This is a genomic window from Dyadobacter fermentans DSM 18053 (genome assembly GCF_000023125.1).
GTDB lineage: Bacteria > Bacteroidota > Bacteroidia > Cytophagales > Spirosomataceae > Dyadobacter > Dyadobacter fermentans.
The window spans coordinates 6,739,292-6,761,574 of the sequence record NC_013037.1 but is presented as its reverse complement, the minus strand read 5'-3'; the positions used below and the strand labels follow the sequence as shown (position 1 = coordinate 6,761,574).

Genomic DNA, 22,283 nt, shown 5'->3' with positions numbered 1-22,283 from the left:
GTAAAAAACAAATGCATGAAAAAGTGTCAGGCCCGCAAGGTCTGGCACTTTTGTTTTCTGAGGGATTTTGTTTCAAACGCGACTAACATTTGCATTAAAATATCAATATGGAGAAGATACACGCTACTACCGTCCTGGGAGTACTTCACAACGGAACTGTCGCATTGGGCGCGGACGGTCAGGCTACAATGGGCAATACAGTTGCCAAGAGTAATGTTAAAAAGATCCGCACGTTGCAAGGCGGCAAAATCCTCGTAGGATTCGCAGGCTCCACGGCCGACGCATTCACTTTACTGGATCGTTTTGAAGAAAAACTGAATGGATACGGCGGCAATATGAAACGCGCCGCCATCGAACTCGCCAAAGACTGGCGCACCGACCGCTACCTGCGTAAGCTGGAAGCGATGATGATCACGGCCAACAAGGATGAAATCCTCGTCATTTCGGGCACTGGTGATGTATTGGAACCTGAAAATGGCATTGCCTCCATCGGCTCGGGCGGAAATTTTGCATTATCGGCAGCGCAGGCATTGAAAAAGCATGCTACGCATCTTTCGGCAGAGGAGATGGTGCGGGAAGGGCTGACCATTGCGGCAGATCTTTGCATTTATACCAATCATAACCTGGTGATCGAGAAAGTCGTTCAGTAGTTCATTTTTGTTGTTGTTACATGCCTACGGCATTTCCATTCGATCCGTACACAAACTCTTTGCTACCAATGTTACGTGCCTGACGGCACTTGTTCTCCCATATGAAAAGTCGCGTTAGCGACGTAATATTGGTAGCAAACGGGGCAGTGCGGGTTCAATGTGAATCCCGTCAGGGATGTAACAACAATTACAGTCCCTCACAACTCCGCCATCAGCGTCGTCAGCTTCACCAGCGAATCGGAGATCACGCGGTTGCTCCCCGGCACGTATTTGTGTGCAATGATTGTAAAACTCAGCAACGCACCCGATTTCGCATTCATATACCCCGCAAATGTCCGCGTGCCTTCAAATGTTACGTGCCTGACGGCACTAGTTCTCCCATATGAAAAGTCGCGTTAGCGACGTAATATTGGTAGCAAACGGTGCAATGCGGGTTCAATGTGAATCCCGTCAGGGATGTAACAACAATTTCAATCCGTCACATTTCCGCCATCAGCGTCACCAGCTTCACCAGCGAATCAGAAATCACGCGGTTGCTCCCCGGCACGTATTTGTGTGCAATGATTGTAAAACTCAGCAACGCACCCGATTTCGCATTCATATACCCCGCAAATGTCCGCGTACCTTCAAATGTTACATGCCTCACGGCATTTGTTCTCCCATATGAAAAGTCGCGTTAGCGACGTAATATTGGTAGCAAACGGGGCAACGCGGGTTCAATGTGAATCCCGTGAGGGATGTAACAACAACTACAGTCCCTCACAACTCCGCCATCAGCGTCATCAGCTTCACCAGCGAATCGGAAATCACGCGGTTACTCCCCGGCACGTATTTGTGCGCGATAATCGTAAAACTCAGCAAGGCGCCCGATTTCGCATTCACATACCCCGCAAATGCCCGCGTGCCTTCAATGGAACCGCTCTTTGCGTGCATGTTACCTGCGGCACGCGAGCCTTTTCCAAGGTTTCGCACCGTTCCGTTTTGCCCGAGAATGGCGATGCTTTGGTAAAAATCTTTGAAACTGACATCCTTGTTTGCCAGGTTCAGAATGTCTGTCAGGCTGCTTGCTGTGATCGAGCCGGAGGGTGACAGGCCGCTGCCGTCTTTGATATAAAAACCCCTCAGATCCGCTCCCCTGCCCGACCAATAGCCCGTAATGGCCGTGGCCGCATCGTCGAACCCCGAACTGCCCGAAAGCCGCTTGCCCGATTGTTTGAAAAAGGCATCCGCAAACAGGTTTATGCTCCAAAAGTTGGTCTGCTGGCATAATTCGCGTAATGGCGGGGATTTGTATTCGTCTATTATTCTTTTCGGATTCTGAGTAGTGCTTGCCGCATTGCCCGATGGCTGCGCGGCTTCCGCTACTACTACTCCATTGCCCGACAAGGCGTTTTTCAATGCATATGCCGCATACCACGCCGGGTCGGGGATGGAGCCTTTGACGGTGAAAGTCGCATTTCCCGCCGGTACTGTGCCCGTCAGCACCACATTATTGCCCAGCGGACTACTGTAAATGACCGTTTTATCGCCCGAACCGCGCTCGCCGGTGGTTACCTGGTTGGTGAATGATAGATAGGGAATCGCCGGATCGGTACCGAGTACGCTTGTGGGGTCGCCGACATCCCCGCCCGGCTTGAACTTTACGCGATAGAGATTCTCATTAAAATTCAGTCCCTGTACGCCTGCGCCGTAATAGTTGCCCATATCGCCCCAGATCCACGTGCTGGCCACGGCCTCTTTATCGAAAAACGATGCGTCGGCAAGCACTTTGCCTTTAATATACCTGATTCCCGCGCGCTTCACGGCGGCCACCCAGCGGGTGATGATTTCCTGGGCCGTCGGATAGCCTTTGAACCGGTCGCTGCCCAGGGATGGATCGCCGGTTCCGTGAATGTAGAGGTTACCCGCGAGCGTGTCGCCGCGAATGATGCCGTCGTGTTCGAGGAATGTTTGGAATTTGAAATCACCGCCAAACAGCGCAAGGACGGTGGCTGTGGAAACGAGTTTCAGGGTGGACGCCGAGGGAAGCGAACGCTCGTGGTTGAGTGAAAATACATTCTTATTCTCCTTTACGGCCTTAATACTCACCGCCAGTGAGCCGCTTCGCATGAATTCGCTGTTTTGTAATTCGAGGACGGCGTCGGAAAAACGGACCAGACCGGCGCTGTCGATCACCTGCGCCTGTGCTGCGCGAATTCCTAAGAAAATGCAAAACAATAGAAGGGTCGTTCTCATCATATTAAATATTCGCCGGACACAAAATTTGTGCCGCTTTGTCTAATCTAGTAACTAATGTCCGTATCTCAGGCTGATTTTTGGTACTTTTGTAAGATATTAGACGAACGGTTAGTAGTTTACAAAGAAATGATACAATAGTGATATTGATTTTTCCATCAGGCGAAAAATATCAATATAGCTTTCACCCCATACTATTTATATGAAATTGACATTTTGGGGGGCAACGCAGCAGGTCACGGGTAGTATGTTCCTCCTCGAATCGGACGACTACCGCATCCTGATCGATTGCGGCTCCGATTTTGATCTCGATGAGATCGGCAAAAAAACCAGGTACGAACAGCAGAAGAGCGTTTTTCCGTTTGAACCGAGCCTGATCAACACTGTACTGCTCACACACGCCCACATTGACCATTCCGGCAACATCCCGAACCTCTACAAGGAAGGTTTCGAAGGCCGGGTGGTATGCACCGAGCCTACCATGGCCCTCACGTCGCTTTTGCTGAAAGACGCGGCCAACCTGCATCAGAAAAGGCTCAATTCGCGGATCAATTCCAAAAAACGGAGCGGCAAGAAGAAACGCGAGGTGCCGATGGATTACTATGTCGAAAAACATGTGATCGAGGCGTTGGACAACTTTGTGCCCGTCGCATTCGGACAGCGCTACCGCATTGCCGATAATGTGACCGTCACCTATTACGCCGCCGGCCACTTGCTTGGCGCGGCGCATATTGTGCTGGAAGTGTATGAAAACGGGGAGAAAAAACGGCTGTGCTTTTCGGGCGACATCGGGCGCAAAAACTATCCGCTGCTGATCGATCCCCAGGAAGTGCCGCAGGTGGACTATCTGATCTGCGAATCGACGTACGGTAACCGCCTGCACGAAGACCAGCGCGGGCCGGTAGAAACGCTTGCCGACGTGATCAAGCGCACTTGCATCGACATTCCGGGCAGGCTCATCATTCCCTCGTTCTCCGTAGGACGCACGCAGGCATTGCTCTACACGCTCAACCAGCTCTATCTCGACCGCTCATTCCCGTTCATTAAAGTGTTCTCGGACAGCCCTTTGGCACATAGCAGCACGAAGGTTTATCAGAAACATGCGAGAATGCTGAACAAGGAAGCGCGGGAGTTCAAGGAGGACAATGATATGCTTTTTGATTTCGAAAACCTTATCTACCTCGAAAGCTCCGACGCGAGCCGGGCGGTATCGAACTACAACGAGCCGTGCATCATCATCTCGTCGTCGGGCATGGTGCAGGGAGGACGCGTGGAGGCGCACGTGGAGGCGAATATCGGCAATCCGTATGCGACCATTCTGATGATCGGTTACGCCTCGGAAGGTACGCTCGGATGGCGGCTTTTGAACGGGCAGGACACAATCTCGATTCGCGGAAAGCAGCACCCGGTCTTGGCTAATGTTGAAAAAATTGACGTATTTAGCGGCCACGGAGACCAAAACGACTTAATCAATTTTGTAAAAATGCAGGATCCGGAAAAACTGAAAGGCATTTTCCTCGTCCACGGAGAGCAGCAAAGCATGGCTGAATTCCAAAGTAAAATTCAAGAAATCGGCTATCATTCGGTGGAAACGCCGTTAAGAGGCACTACCTACGAACTCTGACCGCCTCTGATTTCGCCCCACTAATCATCAGAACCTGAATTATGAGAACATACCTGGATTTTGAAAAGCCTATGGCCGAGCTCGAACGAAAGCTCGAAGAAATGAAAACATTGGCGAATGAAAACAATGTGGATTTTTCGGACGCCATTGCGTTGCTGGAAGGCAACATCACCAACCTTCGAAAAGAAATATTTGAAAACCTCACGCGCTGGCAGCGTGTGCAGCTTTCCCGTCACCCGGACCGCCCTTACACGCTCGACTACATCGAGCTGATCTGCGACGAGTTCATTGAACTGCACGGCGACCGCCAGGTGCGCGATGATCCGGCTATTATCGGTGGCCTGGTGAATGTCGGCGGACAGTCGTTCATGCTCATTGGCCAGCAAAAAGGCCGCAACACCAAGCAGCGCCAGCACCGGAACTTCGGTATGCCCAACCCCGAAGGTTACCGCAAGGCATTGCGCCTGATGAAGCTCGCCGAGAAGTTTAACAAGCCGATCGTGACGCTGATCGACACGCCGGGGGCATTCCCGGGCATGGAAGCGGAAGAACGCGGCCAGGGCGAGGCAATCGCTCGTAACCTGAAAGAAATGTTTATGCTGAAAGTGCCCGTGATCTGTATCGTGATCGGCGAAGGCGCTTCCGGTGGTGCATTGGGAATCGCGATCGGCGACCGCGTGCTGATGCTCGAAAACACCTGGTATTCTGTAATTTCCCCTGAGAACTGCTCGGCGATCCTCTGGAGAAGCTGGGATTTCAAGGAGCAGGCTGCCGAAGCGATGAAAATCACCGCCAAGGATATGACCAATTACAAACTCGTGGACGGCATTATCTCCGAACCGCTCGGCGGTGCCCACCTCGACCACAAATGGATGGCCGACGAGCTGAAAAGGGTAATCCTCGAAAACATCGCCGAACTGTCGTCGATTGAAGACCAAGACCGCATTGATCAGCGGATCGAGAAGTTCTGCTCAATGGGCGTGGTAGTTGAAGCATAACCGTATCCATGAAAAACGACCAGATCAAGAATATCATTTTCGACCTCGGCGACGTCATTCTCAACATTGACGTGCCCATTGCTTCCAAGTCTTTCGCCGACCTGAGCGGACGCGAGCAGGCCGAAATACTCACTATTTTCAAGGAAAGCGAGATTTTCCGCCAGTTTGAAACCGGGACGATGGACGAACCCTCATTCCGGAACTATGTGCGTGAAATCCTGAAATTCCCCGATCTGTCGGACGAAGCCATCGATACCGCCTGGAACAGTCTGCTGCTCGACCTCCCGCCCGAGCGCGTGGAGCTGCTCAAAAAGCTGGCGACCAAATACCGGCTGTTCCTGCTCAGCAACACCAGTTCGATCCACATTACGCAGGTCAACAAAATACTGAAAGCCTCCACGGGCGTGGAAAGGCTGGAAGACCTGTTCGAAATTGTTTTTCTTTCCTACGAAATGGGCCTCATGAAGCCCGACACCCGTATTTACCAGCAAGTGCTCGACAAAGCCGGCCTGAAAGCGGAAGAAACGCTTTTCCTCGACGACAATGCGGACAATATCCGCGGCGCGGCGCAGCTCGGGATCGAAACTATTCACGTCCAAAAGCCGGTCACTATTCTGGAATACCTCCAAGACTATGCAGTCTAACACACGAACCCACATTATCCAAGCAGCATTATTCATCATCACCATCATCACCACCACGATGGCCGGTGCCGAATGGATGTTCGGGAACATATTCGGGTTTGTATACGACATGATTTTCTTCCTCATCGGCCAGCCCGACGGCAAGGAAATCCCTATGCCGAACAAGCCGATGGGCTGGGCGGAATTTGTGCAGGGTTTCCATTTTTCGATCCCCTTCCTGCTGATCCTAACCATCCACGAATTCGGGCATTACTTTGTGGCGAAGGCGCATAAGGTGAAGGTAACACTGCCTTTTTACATTCCGTTGTGGTTTGGTATTTCGCAGAGCATCGGTACGCTCGGCGCATTTATCCGCATCAAGGAAGTGGTTAAATCGCGGGTTAAATTCTTCGATATCGGCATCGCGGGGCCGCTGGCAGGATTTATTGCAGCGCTGGTCGTGCTTTGGTACGGCTTCACACATTTGCCGCCGCCAGATTATATTTTCAAAATCCACCCCGAATACGAGCGCTTCGGACTGAATTATCCGCAATTCGCCTACGAAAATCCGGCTGGTAACCTCATGCTTGGGGACAATATCCTGTTCTGGTTTTTCAAAAACTACGTGGCCGACCCCGCCCGCCTGCCGCATGCGTACGAGCTCATTCATTATCCGTACATTTTTGCGGGTTACCTGGCATTGTTTTTCACCTCGCTGAACCTCATTCCCATCGGCCAGCTTGATGGCGGGCACATTCTTTACGGGATGATCGGCAAAAAGCGGTTTAACATCGTAGCACCGGTATTATTCGGCATTTTCGCTTTCTATGCAGGTTTGGGCGTTTTCCGCACCGAATCCTTCGCGACCGGTAACGACGCCGTGTTTTATGAGCGACTGCTTTATCTGGCCATTTACATTTATTTCCTTTATATCTGTTTCAAACGCGCGTTCGACAATCCGTCCACGGCACTCATGACCAGCCTGCTGATCGTCGTGGGACAGTTTGCCGTCTGCTACTTCCGCCCGGATTGGGACGGGTCTGTAAATCTGCTGCCGTTCGTGCTGATACTGGGCCGTTTCCTCGGCATTCGCCACCCCGATACGGAAGACAATACTCCGCTTGACACACCGCGAATGATCCTTGGCGTGGTGGCGCTGGTCATCTTCGTGATTTCGTTCAGCCCCACGCCGTTTATTATCATCGAGTAGCAGGAGAACCACCCCGCGATCCCCTTTTGTAGCTTTGCGAAAGGAATATGGCTATCACAATTTCCCGCAGGCAACTCCTGGCTGCATTCGTTGCGGCTCCGCTGGCGGCACGCGTCAACGCCGAAGCGCCTTATACCTACACCGTTACGGGCAAAATCCCTGTGAGCGAATTGGGCGCCTCGCTGATTCACGAGCACGTCCTCGTCGATTTTATCGGTGCAGCCAAAATCTCCCCGGATCGGTGGAAGCATGAGGAAGTCATTCAAAAAGTGCTGCCCTATTTGCAGGAAATCAAATCCCGCGGCATTCGGACGCTCGTGGAATGCACGCCTGCATTTATTGGCCGCGATGTGGCGCTGCTGAAAAAGCTCTCGCAGCGTTCAGGCCTGAAAATGCTTACGAATACGGGCTATTACGGCGCTTCCGATAACAAGTATTTGCCTGAATGGGCATTCTCCGAAACCGCCGAGCAACTCGCCGGCCGCTGGATCGCCGAGTTTGAAAAAGGCATCGACGGCACCGGCATTCGTCCGGGATTTCTCAAAACCGGCGTCAACAGCGGCAAATTGTCGGAACTGCACCAGAAGCTCATCCGCGCGGCGGCATTAACCCACCTGAAAACCGGGCTCACCATTTGCTCGCATACGGGTCCTGCATTGCCCGCGCGTGAAGAAATTGAAATTCTGAAACAGTCGGGCGTGCATGCTTCCGCATTCCTGTGGGTACATGCCAGCGGCACCGCCGATGAAATGGAGGATGTAGGAAAAAGCGGCTGCTGGATCAGCCTGGACGGTGTGGATACCGATAATATCGAACGGCACGTCGAATTGCTCCGCTTCTTGAAATCCAAAAACCGGCTCGGGCAGGTGCTCATCTCCCACGATGCCGGCTGGTACCGCCCCGGAGAGCCCGATGGCGGCGAATTCCGCGGGTACACCACCATTTCCGACCAGCTGATCCCCGCATTGAAAACCGCCGGTTTCACCGATGCCGATTTGCACACATTAATGACCGCCAACCCCGCAAAGGCATTTGCGATCCGCGTCCGCAAGGCGTGAACCTACGACGTTTCGATGCGAAACTCCGTCCAGCCGTCGGCGCGGGTTTCTAATGCAAAGCCAAACCCGTGATTACCGAGTATTTCGCGCGTCAGTGTGAGGCCGATTCCCTGGCCGTCGCGTTTGGTGCTGAAAAATGGGTTGAATAGCTTTGTACTCACCTCCGGATCGATCGGCTTGCCGTTATTCCGGATCACCAGGCGGTCGGAGGCGATATAAATGCGTACTTCCTGCCCGCTCTCGCAAGCTTCCACCGCATTCTTGATCACGTTGATCAAAACCTGCTCCATCTGGCCTTTGTCTACATTCCAAAATACGTTTTCATCCAAATCGCTTTGCACCAGCACGTTCCGTACCGAGGCCGCATTTTGCATAAAAACGGCTACGTCGCGCGTCAATGCGCCCATGTCCGTCCGCTCGGGCACGGGAGCTGGCAGGCGCACCACGTCCGCGAAATTGCGCATGAAGCGCGTGAGGCGCTGGTTGCGTTCTGAGACTACACTCAATGCGTCTTTGATATCCCGGTAATCGGTATCAGGAAGCAAATGCGTGGTCGTCTGCAAAATGGAATCGGTGGCGCCGAGGGTATTGTTCACTTCATGCGCCATCATCCGGATAACCTTGCCATAAGCATTCTTTTCCGATTCGAGGATCTCGTTCGTCAGCTCCTCGATCATGAGGAACGACCGGCGGAAGCCACGGTCCATAAAATGCGAACGCTGCGCTTTGAAAGTAGCGATCCCGTTCGTTTTAATGAGCCTCGATTCACCATCGAGAATGCCCGCCAGCTCGCTCAGCAGGGCCAGGTCCGTTTCGTCCAGCTTTTTGCCGGCCAGCTCCCTCCCGCCCTGCTCAAACTGGCTTTTGCCTTTGCTGTTGAGCGATTCGATGCGGTCGTCGTAGTCGAGGATAATGATCGAAATAGGTGAGGCTTCGATGAGTTTTTCCAAAAAGAAATGCTGCTCGTTGAGCCTGATCCGCTCCTCGCGCAGCTGGTCGATCATCAGGTTATAAACCTCGATGAGAATATCCACCTCTCCTTTGCCCGTCGGGACGAATTTGATGGAAAAGTCTTTGTCCTTAATGGCTTCGATCCCGGACTTCACAAATTGGATAGGTTGCATAAAATTGTTGTAAAGAACGATGGAAGCGCCCGCGGACAGCAACAAAAACACCTCCGACGCGATGAACAATGCCTTATTCTCAAAAAGCAGCTTGTAAACCAGCAGGATCAGCACCAGGTGCAGGATGGCGATATAGGCAATGTATTTCGATTTCGTAGATATTCTCATGCTTCCTCCGAATCAAAGGATATCCCGAATTTTTCCAGTCGCCGGTACAATGCAAACCTTGTGATCCCGAGCGACCGTGCCACTTTACTCACCTTGTTCTGATGGTACTGCATGGCCCGCACGATCATCTGAAACTCCATTTCTTCGAGCGTAATGCTGCCTACTTCGGGAACGGCCTTATGCGGCGCGGTAGCGGTGCCTGCATTCAGGTTGCGCTGGAAATCGTCGATATCAAGCACGTTGTTTGTCGCGAGCAGCACCGTTCGTTCCACCAGGTTTTTGAGCTGGCGGATGTTGCCTTGCAGCGGAAGTGTTTTGAGCCATTTCAAAGCGGCCTTACTGATTGTCAGATCGGGACGGTTATAAATGGTTTTGAGATTATCCGCAAAAAACGCCGATAAAAGCGGAATGTCATCCGGTCGCTCACGCAATGCCGGCAACTTCACGGTAATGAGGTTAATGCGGTAATATAAATCCTCGCGGAACGTGCCCTGGGCCACCATTTCTTCCAGGTTGCGGTTGGTGGCGCAAATTACCCGCACGTCCACCGTACGGCTTTTGCTGCTTCCCAGCGGCTCGAAAGTGCGCTCCTGCAACACCCGCAGCAGCTTCACCTGACTCGACAAATCGAGCTCGCCGATCTCATCCAGAAAGATCGTGCCCCGGTGCGCCATCTCGAACCGGCCCGTTCGATCGCTCTTCGCATCCGTAAATGCGCCGCGCACATGCCCGAACAGCTCGCTTTCAAACAATGTCGACGAAATACCACCCAGGTTCACCTTCACAAACGGCCGCAGCTTCCGGCGGCTGTTGGAATGGATCGCTTCGGCGATCAGCTCCTTCCCCGTGCCGCTCTCGCCCGTAATCAGCACCGGCGCGTCGGTAGAAGCCACCCGGCCGATGGTTTCAAGGATATCGAGCAATTTGGCGTCCTCGCCGACGATATTTTCAAAATGATATTGCTGGTCCAGCTTGCGGCGGCTCCCTGCTTGCGGCACGGGTTTAGCCAGGTTCAGCGTCGTGCGAATGGATTGGATCAGGTAATCGTTCTGCCAGGGTTTTGTTACAAAATCCGCGGCCCCTTCCTTCATCCCGCGCACGGCGAGGTCGATGGTCCCCCAGCCAGTGATCAAAATCACAGGAATGGCGGCATTGTGCCTCTTAATGCGTTGCAAAAGATGCATCCCCTCCTTCCCCGACGTCTCTATCGAAAAATTAAGGTCGAGCAAAATCAGCTCGGGCGTCACGGCCTGCAATATTTCAAAAGTTTCCTCCGGCGACCCAGCCCCCCGCACATCAAATCCCTCCTTCTTCAAAAGAAGCACAAGAGAAGTGCGAATGGCAAGGTCGTCGTCTACGATTAGGAGCATTGGGAGCGGGAAAATTGAATGATTGAATGATTGAATGATCGGATGATTGAATTTTGAATGAGTGAATGAGTGAATGAGTGAATGTGCCGTCGTGGAACGGAGAATGAGTGAATGTGCCTCCGTCGAACGGAAAATCAGTGAATTTTGAATGAGCCGCCGTGGAACAGGGAATGACTGAGTAAATAAAACCAGGTTCCTGACGATTTCATGACCATTTCTGACCCGCTGACGAAATTATTCAGTCATTCAATCATTCAGTCATTCAATCATTCAAAATTCACTCATTCACTCATTCACTCATTCCCCGTTCCACGGCGGCTCATTCTTCATGCAGCGCCACCGCCGGGTGGATCGTGGCGGCTTGCCTGCTTGGGAACCATGCGCATAGGGTTACGATCATGTAAATAACGGCAACAGCGGCCACGATCGCAATGAAGTAGGTTTCCTTATCGAGGTCAAAGACGTTCATGAGCGGGAATTGGACGGCAAAAATAAGGCCGATCACGAGGCTGAAGGTGGCCAGCACCCATATTTCGCCGAGGAATTGCCCGGTAACCCGCGCTTCCGTCGCTCCCATCGCCCTCCGCAAACCGATCTCGCCTTTCCGCTTGGCGATATTCAGATTGAGCACACCAAAAAGGCCTAGCGCCACATTTGTCAACAAAAATCCACTGATAATCAAGAATATCAACACCGGAACGAGGGTCAGGTTTTCCCGGTTTTTGCGAGAATCTTTGAGATACCCCACTTCAACACCCCAGCCGGGCAGCATCATCGCGATGTCTTTCACGAGCCGCGCTTCGAAGTTGGCGTCCGTACCGGGCCGGGTTTTGATGAGGATGTTGGAATTGAAGCGGTCGTCCGGGCGGAGCATGTAGAATAATCCCGGGTTGTCGGACATGTACACACCCTTGGCTTTGAATTTGTCTACTATGCCGACAATTTTGCCGGAAGTCTTGTCATCGAGCTTCACAATTTTGTTTAGTCCCGACTCATTTTGAAACAGCTTTTCCTCCATTTGCTGGTTGATTACGAGCGGAACGAACTTCCCAGCCAAGTCAGCGTCGTTATACCAGCGCCCTTTTTTCAGTGGCAAGTCGAGTACTTTCGCCAGCTCGCCGTCGGTATAGTAAAAATCACCTCCTACATCAACTTTGTTGTAAGTGACTGAGTTGCCAATCTGGTTGGCCGAAAAGGGTGTGTTACTGCTCATCCTGCTCGCGTAAATAGCTTCCGGATAAGAGCGCACGCGCTGCATGGTGCGTTGGAGTTTTTCAGCCAGTGCAGTTGTGTCCTGGTTGCTGGACACTTCCAGGTTCCATACCTGTTCATACTGAAAACCGATAGGTTGCAGGTAGTTGCGCAGGTTATAGACAATGAGCGTGAGTACGCCGAACAATACCATAAAGGCGGCCCACACCTCGATGATCAGAAGTGAATGCGAGGCTTTCTTATTCCATATTAGTTTAAAAAGGTGTCGTAGCATGGCTATTCGAAGTTAAAATGAGAGAATGGCATCACGCTTTCAGCGCTTCGGCGATCTTCAACCGCGACATTCTGAATGCCGGCAGGACGCCCGAGAGCAAGCCAAAAACAAGGCACAAGAGCAGACTGATGGCAAACACAGGCAGGTTGATTGTCAGATCGGCGTAGGCGATCCAGCCGCTGGAATTGATGAAGTGGATAACAACCCACGTCAGCAGCAATGCAAATGCGCCGCCGATAAATGTAATGAATACGTTTTCTATGATAAACTGCCATAAAAGCGCTTTCGAAGGCGCTCCGAATGCCTTTCTCACACCAATCTCCGAAGCTCGTTCGAGAATGCGGCTCACGTTTACATTCACCAGGTTTACAGCGGGCAGCCCCATGATCATGAGGAGCACCAGGCCCACGATTGTGTACACCATCACGCGGTCTTTGTCACTTCTGACGAACATGTTCAGGAAATGGTCGAAATAAGTGTCTGCCTTTACCACCAGCACATTGAACCGGTTGTTTTCCGAATATTCGGCTTTGGGAATTCGGGCGACGTACTGATCAAATTCTGCCTGCACAGCCTCCCGGTCCGAGGCTTTTTCCGCCAGCACAATGGCTGCGAACCGACCGCGCATTCCCTTGTTTTCATAATTGCTTTTTGGTGAGGTGTAAGGAAAGTATACATCCGAATAGGTGTAAATCCGCGTCGGCGGGCTACCTTTCACTACTCCGATCACCCTGTAACGGATGTTTTCAATGTCGATCGACCTCCCTACCGTCGTAGCCGCGTCACTGCCGAAGTACTGGTCGCGCAGCGCATCCGTGATGACCGCCACATGGTCGGCATTGCGGACATTCGTTTCATCATAGGGCTTGCCTTCGAGAAACTCGAAGTCGGTGACCGACCAGAAATCGACATCCGTATATTTGGTATTCAATTTGATCCGCTTTCCATTCACATAGGCATTAGAAAAGCTGAAATTGCTCATAATCGCCACGCGCTCCGCGGATTTAAGCGACTTCGCATACTTCGTCAGGAAATCGAACGAAGCCGGTCCCGACGACATCGTGGTATTGGCTGAATCAGTTTGGATAATGGACGCAATGTAAAGCGACCGCGAGCGCTTGTTTTCCGGGTAATGCGCCCCAAAAAGGTGATCGAGGAACGAAGTCACCACCATCAGCACCGTAAGGGTAAGCGTAATCCCGAACAGCGTAATGAACGTATAGAAAGGATGCCGCAACAGCACTTTCCAGGCGATTTTGATATAGTTGGTTAGCATGGGTAATGAATTTTGAATGTGTGAATGAGCCGCCGTGGGACGGGGAATGTGTGAATGAGTCAATGACTGAATTTTGAATGAGCGAATGGAGTTGCAATACTTGAAAACATTCACTCATTCACTCATTAACTCATCCACCCATTAACTAACCTGCGTTCCGTCGAACAGCCTGATGAGCCGGTCGGTTTTTTTGGCCATGGCTTCGTCGTGGGTTACCATTACGATCGTCGCGCCGTCGCTATTCAGCTTTTGCAGAATGCCGAGGATCTCGTTGCCCATGGCGCTGTCGAGGTTGCCGGTAGGCTCGTCGGCGAGGATGATTTCGGGATTGCCGACGATTGCCCGGGCAATGGCTACGCGCTGTTTCTGTCCGCCCGAAAGCTGCTTGGGAAAATGCTTCATGCGATTGCTCAATCCGACTTTTTCCAGCGCATTCCGAGCGAGCTCTCGGCGCTGCTTCGCGGATGTATTCCTGTAAAGCAGCGGAATTTCGACGTTATCTACCACTGATAGATCATTGATCAGGTGAAAACTCTGAAAAATAAAACCCAGCTTCCGGTTGCGCAATTCGGCCAGGTGTTTGTCGGTGTAGCGCTCCACCGGCGTGCCGTCGATCTCGATCTGGCCCTTCGATGGCGCGTCCAGCAACCCGATGATGTTGAGCAATGTGCTCTTCCCACAACCCGACGGCCCCATGATCGAAACGAATTCGCCTTTTTTAACATCCAGGTTGATATTGTTCAAAGCGAGCGTCTCGATAGAGCTCGTGCGGTAAACTTTTTCTACGTTTTGTAATTTGATCATGGCAGAAGAAATGAGTGAATGATTGAATGAGTGAATGAGCGAATGAGCCGCCGTGGAACGGGGAATGAGGCGCCGTGGAACGGGCAATGATCCGCCGTGGAACGGGGAATGAGTTGCTGTGGACCGGGAATGATTGCGTTAGTAACTTATTTTTAAACCTTGTTGGAAGTCGTAAAGCGTTAGCAGCCTTAGACTGTAATACGCCTGCCAATAGTCGCGGAGCGCGAGGATGTAGTCGCGGCGGGCGATGTCCTTTTCCTGGGTGGCGATGCCGAGGTCCGTCACGCTCAGGTCGCTGAGGATGAAGCGTTCCTTGGCGATCTGGTAACGGTCGGCGGCGATGCCGTCTGCCACTTCCGTAAGTTTGACTTGCTTTTGCAACATCTGTAAAAGGGTTACCTGGGTGAAAATTTCCTGTTCAAAAGTAAGCTTATCCTGCTCCACCGACTGCTGTGCAAATTCCTGAGCGGCGCGCGCCACCTCGGTTCTTGCCTTATTGCGGCCCCAGGTCAGGATCGGTAATGTCAATTGCAGCTCCACAAACTCGCGGTCCTGCGGGCTTCTGTACACGTCGCGCGGGAGGTTACCCTGGTTGGAAAGGCCGAATGTCGCATTCAGGGTGGCATTCAGGCCATTGTCCTTACGCGCCAGCTGCACATCGCGCTCCGCTTCGAGCAGCCGCCTGCGGAACGCCACCGACGCCGACCGGTTCGCAAACGCCTCGTCGAGGGCCATTTGCGGATCAATGGCAAACTCGCCGGCTTCGGAAGGAATGCCCAGTTCCAGCGCCCGCTCATCGCGCGAGCCCATGTACATTTTCAGCTTCAACGAAGCTACCGCCGCACTTTGCTGGGCCGATGCCAAATCCTTTTGCGCAGTCAGAAGCCCCATTTGCAGCTGCAAAAGGTCGTTTTGAGAAATCTTGCCCAATTCCAGCTTATGTCGTGCGATTTTGAACAGGGTATCATTGTTGCTGCGGTTCTTTTCGGCGATCTGCAAATTCACCTGCGCCACCAGCAATTCGAAATAGAAGCCTGTCGCATCGAGCGCCACCTGTTCCAGCGCCTGAATATACTGCTGGTTGCCTTCCTGGTATTTCAATGGCTGGATTTTCCGGTCCCATTTGAGGGGGTTAAACCGGAACAGCGGCTGCTGGATGCCTATTTCAAACGGAATGCCGTTATAGCGCGTCACATCCCGCTGAAAATCGTCAAAACGCTGCATTTGCTGCTGTACGTACACCGTGCCGCCCGTCATGGCAATGCTCTGACTGAGCGAAAGGTTGAGCATCGAATTGTTATTCGACACCGGCTGGAACGAAACGGTACCATCCGGCTGCACCACTTCGATGTAGGACCGCGTAAAGCCGGGAACCGTCCCGAGCAGGCTCAGTTGCGGTTTGTAATCGGCCAGAAACGAGCGGTACTGCCAGTAGTTGGTCTTTTTTTGCGTAACAGCCTGCTTGGAGGCGATGGACTGCTCCCGGGCCTGCTGCACCACTTCTTCGAGCGTCAGTTTGCGGGTTTGGGCCAAAACGGCCCCCGACCATATCACCAAAATCCAGATAAAAAGCTTTCTCATAGTCATTGAATGGTCAGCTCTTCGAGGTGTTCGTACTCATTCATATTGGTCAAAATGACCTTCTCGCCCGGTTTCAAGCCGCTTTTGATCTCTACATAATCAAAATTGGAAAGGCCCGTTTCGATTTCGCGGCGGCGCGCCATGCCTTTTTCAACGACGTACACGTACTGTTTCCGCTTGCCGGTAAACGTCGGGCCATTGGCCACGCGCAGGGTCCGGGCACTTTTGGTGGTTATTACATACACTTCCACCTTCATATTGGGCCTCAGCGATTCGTTGCGTGCATTATCGAGCTGGATCGTGAACCCGATTACGCCGTCTTTCACAGCCGGTTTCACCTGCGTAATCGTGCCGCGCAAATGCGATTCGTTGATCCGGATGATCGCGCCGAGGCCAGCCTTCACCTGGTCCGCATACACATCCGAACAACTGCCTTCCACCCGGAAACTCCCCAGATCCGCCACTTTGGCAAGCATTTCACCCTCGTTCACCGATGATCCGATGTTTTCGTTCACCCACGTCAGCACGCCCGGGCGATCGGCGATGATGTCCGCCATTTTGAGCTTATGCTGCAATTCCTGCAAGTTTTTGCCCTCGATCTGCACGCCGAGTTCCGTTTCGCGCAGGCTGGCACCCATCGACTCCCGGTTGTATTTCAAGTCGTTTTCCAGCTGTTTCTTTTCCAGTTCCGCGATTTTCAGTGCATTCTCCGCCCGCGTAATGTCCTCAACGGTGCCGCCACCGACTTTCTGCAACCGTTTGGCATCCTCAAAATCCGCTTTCAGTTTATTGATATTCAAAGACTTGATCCTGTCATTAATCTCGGCATCGTACAAATCCTTATTCAGCTTCATACGCAGCTGGTCAACGCCGTTCTTTTTCAGTTCGAGCTGGTCCTCATAGCGGCCAAACTCGATTTCTGTCAACGACTTGTCCAGCTCCACAATCGCCTGTCCGGGCTGCACCCGTGTGCCGGGCGTAAGCAAAATGCGTTTGATGCTCGCGCGGATCGGGCTGGCGAAGATCTGCTCGTAAGCCGGAATGATCTCTCCCGAGGCCGTCAGCGTGTTCTCGACATCGCCGGTCTCGACCGTCCCGGTTCTTACACGTGAACTTTCGAGCGTGCTGGAAAGTGACTTTTTGAAAAAATAAAACAGGGCAGCTAGCCCCAGCACCACCGCCGCGACAGCGAGCCATCGGCGGTTCCTCGTTTGTTGGACATATTCCGGAGCAATTTCCCGATCCATGTGGATTTCAATTGGAGGTTTTCAGTAAAAATTCATGGCTAATACGCCTTCATTTATCCGAAATCCGTGCCAATATTTAATACACTATAAATCAATCACTTAAACCCATTAATAAAAACAAAAAACCGTGCGATAGCGCACGGTTCGTGTGATTTCAAACGGTTTTCTTCCAGTGTTAACTTTCCGTCAGGTTTTAAGTTTTTTCTTTTTCGCCGCGGGAAAGAGGATGTTATTCAGGATCAAACGGTAGCCTGCGGAGTTGGGATGGAGGTTCAGGTCGGTCGGCTCCTCGCCCACGCGGTGCTGGTAATCCTCGGGGTCATGACCGCCGTAGAATGTAAAGAAGCCTTTCCCATGTGTGCTATGAATGTAGCGTGCTTCGTTGGCATTTTTGTTTTCGGCAAGGATGATCACTTCCGGTTTGATCAGCTTGTTTTTAAATGCGGTAGTTTGTCCGAGAAAGCCTTTAATGATTGTTTGGTGGTTTTGCGTCAGCATGCTCGGCACGGGGTCCCATTTCGCCGAAAACTGGAAAAGGGAGAAGAAATCGTTAGACTCGATCATGCCGCGCTCTTCGGGCTGGTTGTCGATATCCGAAAATTCTATCTCGTATTGATAGGGAATCGTCTTGAAATCGCGGAATGCGAAGGAATTGTCGTAGTTCAGCTTTGCATTCGCGGCCGGGTCAGCCGGGGTACCGTCGTACATGGCATCCACAATGTCGACGCCATCCGCCGCAAGCGCGATGTCGAAAGTATCCGTAGCGTTACACATCGCGAACATATAACCGCCGCCCGTCACAAACCCGGCAATTCGTTTGGCAACAGCCAGCTTCATTTGCGGCACGGTATTGAACTGGTATTTGTTGGCGGTTTCTTCCGCTTCCTTTTTCTGCTCTCGGTACCAGGGGTAATCCTTGTATTGGAAGAATTTGCCGAACTGGCCGGTAAAGTCCTCGTGATGCAGGTGCAGCCAGTCGTATTCGGGTAGTTTGTTGTTCAGCACCTCATCGTCGTACACCACATCGTAGGGAATTTCGGCATAGGTAAGCACCAGGGTCACGGCATCGTCCCAGGGAAGTTTGGATTTGGGAGAATACACCGCAATGCGGGGTGCCTTTTGCAGTTTCACGGCGTCCATATTCACATCGGGCGCGGCGATCTGGTTCAATATCTGTCCCGCGGCGGCGTCCGAAATCACTTCGTAACTTACGCCACGTACGGTCATTTCCGATGCAAACTGCTGGTTATAAGCGACCATAAAACTGCCGCCCCGATAGTTGAGGAGCCAGTCCATTTCCATTTCATAATTTTTCAGTATCCAGAAAGATATGCCGTAAGCCTTCAAATGGTTTTTCTGCGACGCGTCCATCGGGATCAGCAGGCGGTTTGCCATCGCATTCAGCGAGCCGATCAAAAAAATGACGAGCGGGATATACAGGCGTATCACTGGTTTGATTCTTTGGAGTTTCATGCGCAGTTTTACATTCAGGTAAACATTAAATATAGTAAAGAAACCGTGACGTTCCGAAATTTACCACAAATCTCGTACCGGTTTCCGACGCTCAAAGTCTGTTCCGACTTCCTTACTAACGACCAAACCCTGTTTCTGGTGCGCCAACCGTCAATGCCATGATTATACGCGAAAATATCGAAGAAGGCCTGCGTTCAATCCAGAGTAACCTGCTGCGGACCGTGCTCACGGCCATGATCATCGCAATCGGTATCACTTCCCTCGTGGGCATTCTCACGGCCATCGACGGCATACAAGGCTCGGTCAACAACAGCTTTGCCGATCTCGGCGCCAACACATTCACCGTCCGCAACCGCGACGATGATGAGTTCCGCAGCGGAGGCCGCCGCAGCAAACAATATCCGCCCGTCACCTACCGCCAGGCCAAAACCTTCGCCGAGAAGTTCAAGGCTTCGTACGACGCCACGGCATCGCTGTCGGCCAACATTGCGGGCGCGGTGCAGGTCAACTACCGCAGCAACAAAACCAACCCGAACAGCAGCGTAGTCGGCTCGGACGATCAGTACCTGGGCATTAACGGCTACAAAATCGACCTGGGCCGGAACCTCGACAAGAATGACCTCGAAAAATCCCTGAATGTTGCAGTACTCGGTCAGGAAATTGCGCGAAAACTTTTTGAACGCGACGATCCGATCAACAAGGAGATCACCTTCATGGGCAGCCGGTACAAGGTGGTGGGCGTGCTGCAAAAAAAGGGGTCGCTCGGCGGCAACAACGATTCCGACCGGCTCATACTTATTCCGCTGGACAACGGCCGCGGCCTTGCCGCCAACCGCGCGCTCAGCTACAACATCACCGCTTCGGCGCCGAATGCCGCGAACGGCGACCTGATCGTCGAAGAAGCACGCGGCATCATGCGCCGCATCCGCAACGACGAGCTCGGCAAAGAAGACTCGTTCGCGATCGACCGTGCCGATGCTATGGTAAAGGATTTTGAGAGCATCAGCGGCTACCTGCGCATCGGGGGCTTCGTGATCGGCACCGTCACACTGCTGGGCGCTTCCATTGCATTAATGAATATCATGCTGGTTTCGGTTACCGAACGGACACGTGAAATCGGCATCCGCAAATCGCTGGGTGCCACGCCGCGCGTAATCCGCATGCAATTCCTGATCGAGGCGATCGTGGTTTGCATCCTTGGCGGCATTGGGGGCCTCATCCTGGGCATCATTGTAGGGAACGCGATCACGGGCGTGATCAGCGACACCAGCACATTTGTGGTGCCGTGGCTGTGGATGGCCATCGGCATTGCCATCTGCGTGATGGTAGGCGTGCTGTCGGGCATTTACCCGGCGATCAAAGCATCCCGCCTCGACCCCATTGAAGCATTGCGCTATGAATAAGCAGGTTAGACGGAGGCATTGATTATTTCATCAAAAAACTTCTGAAAATTTGCATTCAGGGCTTGCTTAATCTCTTTTTCTGTCTACTTTTGCACTCCCAACCCAGAAGATCAATGCCCAGATGGCGGAATCGGTAGACGCGTTGGTCTCAAACACCAATGAGGTAACACTCGTGCCGGTTCGACTCCGGCTCTGGGTACGGAAAACCCCTGAAATCATATGATTTTCAGGGGTTTAGTTTTTAAGGGTTTGACCAAAGGATGGCTAAACAAGAATTTGTTGGACGAGTCCGGAAAGCTAGGGCCCACGCACTGAGGGGCCTCCCCTTTCTAAACAATTTCCTTGTCGATTTCCGAGGCTTCTAAAAGGGTAATTTTCTTACATTCGCCAACATCATCTCGATAGCCTCTGTCAATTCGTCCGCACTTTCGAATTATTCCAAAGCTACTGGATTCACTGCACAGGAAACAACCTGATTGGTCTCCGGGTCAAAATTCTCACTTCTTGACTATCCGCAGCGTCGTCTGACCGCTGAGCCGTATCAAATATAGCCCAGGTGACAGTGATCCCATTTCAAGATAGTTTTTTTCATTAGTTATGGTCCAGGTCTTGATTACATTTCCATGCACATTGAGTAGTTCTGCGCTGCTATTTGCTACCCCCTTTATCCAGACACCGTTTACAGCCGGCATAGGGTATGTCACAGGCTGATTTTCACCCGACATGACCACGGAAACAATCTTGCTAATACTATAAGATCCATCCAGATCCTCCGACCGCAACCTGTAATAATTGATAGAGGGAAAGGGGTATTGATCTGTAAAAGAATATTTGTTAAGCTGTTGGCTATTTCCCATCGCTAAAACGGACCCGATAGTATGCCAATTTTTGGCGTCCGGGCTCTTCTCAATATCAAAACTCCTGCTGTTGATTTCCTCCGCTGTCTCCCAGGCAAGATGTGCCTGTCCGGCTTCCTCGGCAGCGTTGAAACTGATCAATGTAACAGGCAATGCAGCACAGGCTGCGAGCACGGCATCTTCATCGGCGCAAGTACCCGAATTACCGGTAATGTTTGCCGACGCATCGGGCACGCTTATATAATCACAGACAGCACTTATTGCACATTCACTCAGTTGAACGTTAGTATGAATAGTTAATGAATTGGTTATTTCTCGCAGGTTCGAAAGGCCTGCCAGAGAAACCAGGGACGAATTCCCGAATAGAATTAGATCTCCGATCTGCTCTAACTTCGACAAACCGTTCAAGTTGGATAGCATCGGGCAATTCACAATCTGGAGCCAATCATCCACGACAATTAAATTGCCGAGTGCGCTTACATCCGACAGCGAAGTCAGGTTTTGAAAGCTTATCTTGTTTGCGCGGGTAAGACTTTCCAGTCCTGTCAGGTTAGTAATGGGCGTCCCGTTCGATATTTGGAATACATTGGTGACGGTAGTCAGGTTATTGAGTCCGCTCAGGCTGGTGAGGGAATTAGCATCTATCGTCAGTGTGTGGATTGTGGTGAAATCTTCCATCCCTGCAAGACTGGTCAGCGCGTCGTTACCATCCAATCTGAGCCAAAGCTCGTTGATATTCCCAATCCCTGTCAGTGAAGTGAGGGATGCATTCGCTACTATCTGCAGCCCGTTTGTTACATTGGTCAAATTGTTAAGGCCGTTCAGGTTCGCAATACTCGTGCCTACGATGATCAACTCTCTTCCCATGCTCGTGATTTGGGACAGGTCGGACAGATCTGTAATATCAGCACCCTCTATATTGACAAGACCTGGTATCGCGGTGCAATTCGGATAATTTGCTTTGAACTCGGCAATTGAAGCCTGTGTATTGAAATCGATTCTGGTGGATGCAGAAGCCGGACACTGTGACCAACCAGTGCGACACAGAAAAAGGAACGCGACGAACGGAAATAGTTTTTTCATTTTCAAATAGGTA

19 protein-coding genes and 1 tRNA gene are annotated in these 22,283 nt (G+C 51.8%); 8 read left to right on the top strand and 12 right to left on the bottom strand.

Annotated features, from left to right (window positions below; genetic code table 11):
• Positions 1-107: 107 nt before the first annotated feature.
• Entirely contained in the window at positions 108-650 is a 543-nt protein-coding gene (gene hslV, locus DFER_RS28070; RefSeq protein ID WP_015815054.1) for an ATP-dependent protease subunit HslV, read from the top strand.
• 197 nt (positions 651-847) lie between these two features.
• Here hslV and DFER_RS30750 read toward each other — a convergent pair whose 3' ends face one another.
• The 3 genes from DFER_RS30750 to dacB all read right to left on the bottom strand — a co-directional run bounded on the left by DFER_RS30750 (position 848) and on the right by dacB (position 2,888).
• Positions 848-970, bottom strand: a complete 123-nt coding sequence (locus DFER_RS30750) for a hypothetical protein (protein WP_015815053.1) — start codon at positions 968-970, stop codon at positions 848-850.
• Between the two features lie 158 nt (positions 971-1,128).
• Positions 1,129-1,296: a hypothetical protein gene (locus DFER_RS30295; protein WP_187293493.1), complete on the bottom strand. Its 168-nt coding sequence runs from the start codon at positions 1,294-1,296 to the stop codon at positions 1,129-1,131.
• A gap of 113 nt (positions 1,297-1,409) precedes the next feature.
• Positions 1,410-2,888, bottom strand: coding sequence for a D-alanyl-D-alanine carboxypeptidase/D-alanyl-D-alanine endopeptidase (dacB, locus tag DFER_RS28065; protein WP_015815051.1), 1,479 nt, complete (start codon positions 2,886-2,888; stop codon positions 1,410-1,412).
• Between the two features lie 199 nt (positions 2,889-3,087).
• Here dacB and DFER_RS28060 point away from each other — a divergent pair, with 199 nt between their 5' ends.
• The 5 genes from DFER_RS28060 to DFER_RS28040 are packed head-to-tail and all read left to right on the top strand — an operon-like array spanning position 3,088 to position 8,398.
• Positions 3,088-4,509: an MBL fold metallo-hydrolase RNA specificity domain-containing protein gene (locus DFER_RS28060; RefSeq protein ID WP_015815050.1), complete on the top strand. Its 1,422-nt coding sequence runs from the start codon at positions 3,088-3,090 to the stop codon at positions 4,507-4,509.
• Positions 4,510-4,550: 41 nt separating this feature from the next.
• On the top strand, positions 4,551-5,507 hold the full coding sequence (locus DFER_RS28055) for an acetyl-CoA carboxylase carboxyltransferase subunit alpha (protein WP_015815049.1): 957 nt from the start codon (positions 4,551-4,553) through the stop codon (positions 5,505-5,507).
• Between the two features lie 8 nt (positions 5,508-5,515).
• Positions 5,516-6,151, top strand: coding sequence for an HAD family hydrolase (locus DFER_RS28050; protein ID WP_015815048.1), 636 nt, complete (start codon positions 5,516-5,518; stop codon positions 6,149-6,151).
• Complete coding sequence (locus DFER_RS28045; RefSeq protein WP_015815047.1) at positions 6,141-7,340, top strand: site-2 protease family protein; 1,200 nt, start codon at positions 6,141-6,143, stop codon at positions 7,338-7,340. The genes DFER_RS28050 and DFER_RS28045 overlap by 11 nt, the downstream gene beginning before the upstream one ends.
• Before the next feature lie 47 nt (positions 7,341-7,387).
• On the top strand, positions 7,388-8,398 hold the full coding sequence (locus DFER_RS28040; protein WP_015815046.1) for a phosphotriesterase family protein: 1,011 nt from the start codon (positions 7,388-7,390) through the stop codon (positions 8,396-8,398).
• A gap of 2 nt (positions 8,399-8,400) precedes the next feature.
• On the opposite strand, the gene DFER_RS28035 is transcribed toward DFER_RS28040, so the two are convergent.
• The 8 genes from DFER_RS28035 to DFER_RS28000 all read right to left on the bottom strand — a co-directional run bounded on the left by DFER_RS28035 (position 8,401) and on the right by DFER_RS28000 (position 18,927).
• A complete protein-coding gene (locus DFER_RS28035) occupies positions 8,401-9,690 on the bottom strand; it encodes a sensor histidine kinase (protein WP_015815045.1) in 1,290 nt (429 codons plus the stop codon).
• Positions 9,687-11,060, bottom strand: coding sequence for a sigma-54-dependent transcriptional regulator (locus DFER_RS28030; protein WP_015815044.1), 1,374 nt, complete (start codon positions 11,058-11,060; stop codon positions 9,687-9,689). Before DFER_RS28030 ends, DFER_RS28035 begins: the two co-directional genes overlap by 4 nt.
• Before the next feature lie 319 nt (positions 11,061-11,379).
• A complete protein-coding gene (locus tag DFER_RS28025) occupies positions 11,380-12,546 on the bottom strand; it encodes an ABC transporter permease (protein ID WP_015815043.1) in 1,167 nt (388 codons plus the stop codon).
• 31 nt (positions 12,547-12,577) lie between these two features.
• Positions 12,578-13,822, bottom strand: coding sequence for an ABC transporter permease (locus DFER_RS28020; RefSeq protein WP_015815042.1), 1,245 nt, complete (start codon positions 13,820-13,822; stop codon positions 12,578-12,580).
• 141 nt (positions 13,823-13,963) lie between these two features.
• Entirely contained in the window at positions 13,964-14,626 is a 663-nt protein-coding gene (locus tag DFER_RS28015; protein ID WP_015815041.1) for an ABC transporter ATP-binding protein, read from the bottom strand.
• Between the two features lie 138 nt (positions 14,627-14,764).
• Complete coding sequence (locus DFER_RS28010; RefSeq protein ID WP_015815040.1) at positions 14,765-16,213, bottom strand: TolC family protein; 1,449 nt, start codon at positions 16,211-16,213, stop codon at positions 14,765-14,767.
• Positions 16,210-17,454, bottom strand: coding sequence for an efflux RND transporter periplasmic adaptor subunit (locus tag DFER_RS28005; RefSeq protein ID WP_015815039.1), 1,245 nt, complete (start codon positions 17,452-17,454; stop codon positions 16,210-16,212). The genes DFER_RS28010 and DFER_RS28005 overlap by 4 nt, the downstream gene beginning before the upstream one ends.
• A 186-nt stretch (positions 17,455-17,640) precedes the next feature.
• The gene (locus DFER_RS28000; protein ID WP_015815038.1) at positions 17,641-18,927 is read right to left on the bottom strand and encodes a hypothetical protein; all 1,287 of its coding nucleotides are present in this window, start codon (positions 18,925-18,927) and stop codon (positions 17,641-17,643) included.
• 158 nt (positions 18,928-19,085) lie between these two features.
• Between DFER_RS28000 and DFER_RS27995 the strand changes: the two genes are divergently transcribed.
• Both DFER_RS27995 and DFER_RS27990 read left to right on the top strand, forming a co-directional pair.
• Positions 19,086-20,330: an ABC transporter permease gene (locus tag DFER_RS27995; protein ID WP_015815037.1), complete on the top strand. Its 1,245-nt coding sequence runs from the start codon at positions 19,086-19,088 to the stop codon at positions 20,328-20,330.
• A 115-nt stretch (positions 20,331-20,445) separates the two neighbouring features.
• Positions 20,446-20,529, top strand: a tRNA-Leu gene (locus DFER_RS27990).
• Between the two features lie 298 nt (positions 20,530-20,827).
• Here DFER_RS27990 and DFER_RS29425 read toward each other — a convergent pair.
• Positions 20,828-22,270 (bottom strand): T9SS type A sorting domain-containing protein, encoded by a 1,443-nt coding sequence (locus tag DFER_RS29425; RefSeq protein ID WP_050774739.1) that lies wholly within the window; start codon positions 22,268-22,270, stop codon positions 20,828-20,830.
• Between the last annotated feature and the right edge of the window lie 13 nt (positions 22,271-22,283).

Bases quoted from the DNA above. Each gene is read 5' to 3' on its own strand.
- hslV (WP_015815054.1), top strand. From the start codon at position 108: ATGGAGAAGATACACGCTACTACCGTCCTGGGAGTACTTCACAACGGA.
- DFER_RS30750 (WP_015815053.1), bottom strand. From the start codon at position 970: ATGAATGCGAAATCGGGTGCGTTGCTGAGTTTTACAATCATTGCACAC.
- dacB (WP_015815051.1), bottom strand. From the start codon at position 2,888: ATGATGAGAACGACCCTTCTATTGTTTTGCATTTTCTTAGGAATTCGC.
- DFER_RS28060 (WP_015815050.1), top strand. From the start codon at position 3,088: ATGAAATTGACATTTTGGGGGGCAACGCAGCAGGTCACGGGTAGTATG.
- DFER_RS28055 (WP_015815049.1), top strand. From the start codon at position 4,551: ATGAGAACATACCTGGATTTTGAAAAGCCTATGGCCGAGCTCGAACGA.
- DFER_RS28050 (WP_015815048.1), top strand. From the start codon at position 5,516: ATGAAAAACGACCAGATCAAGAATATCATTTTCGACCTCGGCGACGTC.
- DFER_RS28045 (WP_015815047.1), top strand. From the start codon at position 6,141: ATGCAGTCTAACACACGAACCCACATTATCCAAGCAGCATTATTCATC.
- DFER_RS28040 (WP_015815046.1), top strand. From the start codon at position 7,388: ATGGCTATCACAATTTCCCGCAGGCAACTCCTGGCTGCATTCGTTGCG.
- DFER_RS28035 (WP_015815045.1), bottom strand. From the start codon at position 9,690: ATGAGAATATCTACGAAATCGAAATACATTGCCTATATCGCCATCCTG.
- DFER_RS28030 (WP_015815044.1), bottom strand. From the start codon at position 11,060: ATGCTCCTAATCGTAGACGACGACCTTGCCATTCGCACTTCTCTTGTG.
- DFER_RS28025 (WP_015815043.1), bottom strand. From the start codon at position 12,546: ATGCTACGACACCTTTTTAAACTAATATGGAATAAGAAAGCCTCGCAT.
- DFER_RS28020 (WP_015815042.1), bottom strand. From the start codon at position 13,822: ATGCTAACCAACTATATCAAAATCGCCTGGAAAGTGCTGTTGCGGCAT.
- DFER_RS28015 (WP_015815041.1), bottom strand. From the start codon at position 14,626: ATGATCAAATTACAAAACGTAGAAAAAGTTTACCGCACGAGCTCTATC.
- DFER_RS28010 (WP_015815040.1), bottom strand. From the start codon at position 16,213: ATGACTATGAGAAAGCTTTTTATCTGGATTTTGGTGATATGGTCGGGG.
- DFER_RS28005 (WP_015815039.1), bottom strand. From the start codon at position 17,454: ATGGATCGGGAAATTGCTCCGGAATATGTCCAACAAACGAGGAACCGC.
- DFER_RS28000 (WP_015815038.1), bottom strand. From the start codon at position 18,927: ATGAAACTCCAAAGAATCAAACCAGTGATACGCCTGTATATCCCGCTC.
- DFER_RS27995 (WP_015815037.1), top strand. From the start codon at position 19,086: ATGATTATACGCGAAAATATCGAAGAAGGCCTGCGTTCAATCCAGAGT.
- DFER_RS29425 (WP_050774739.1), bottom strand. From the start codon at position 22,270: ATGAAAAAACTATTTCCGTTCGTCGCGTTCCTTTTTCTGTGTCGCACT.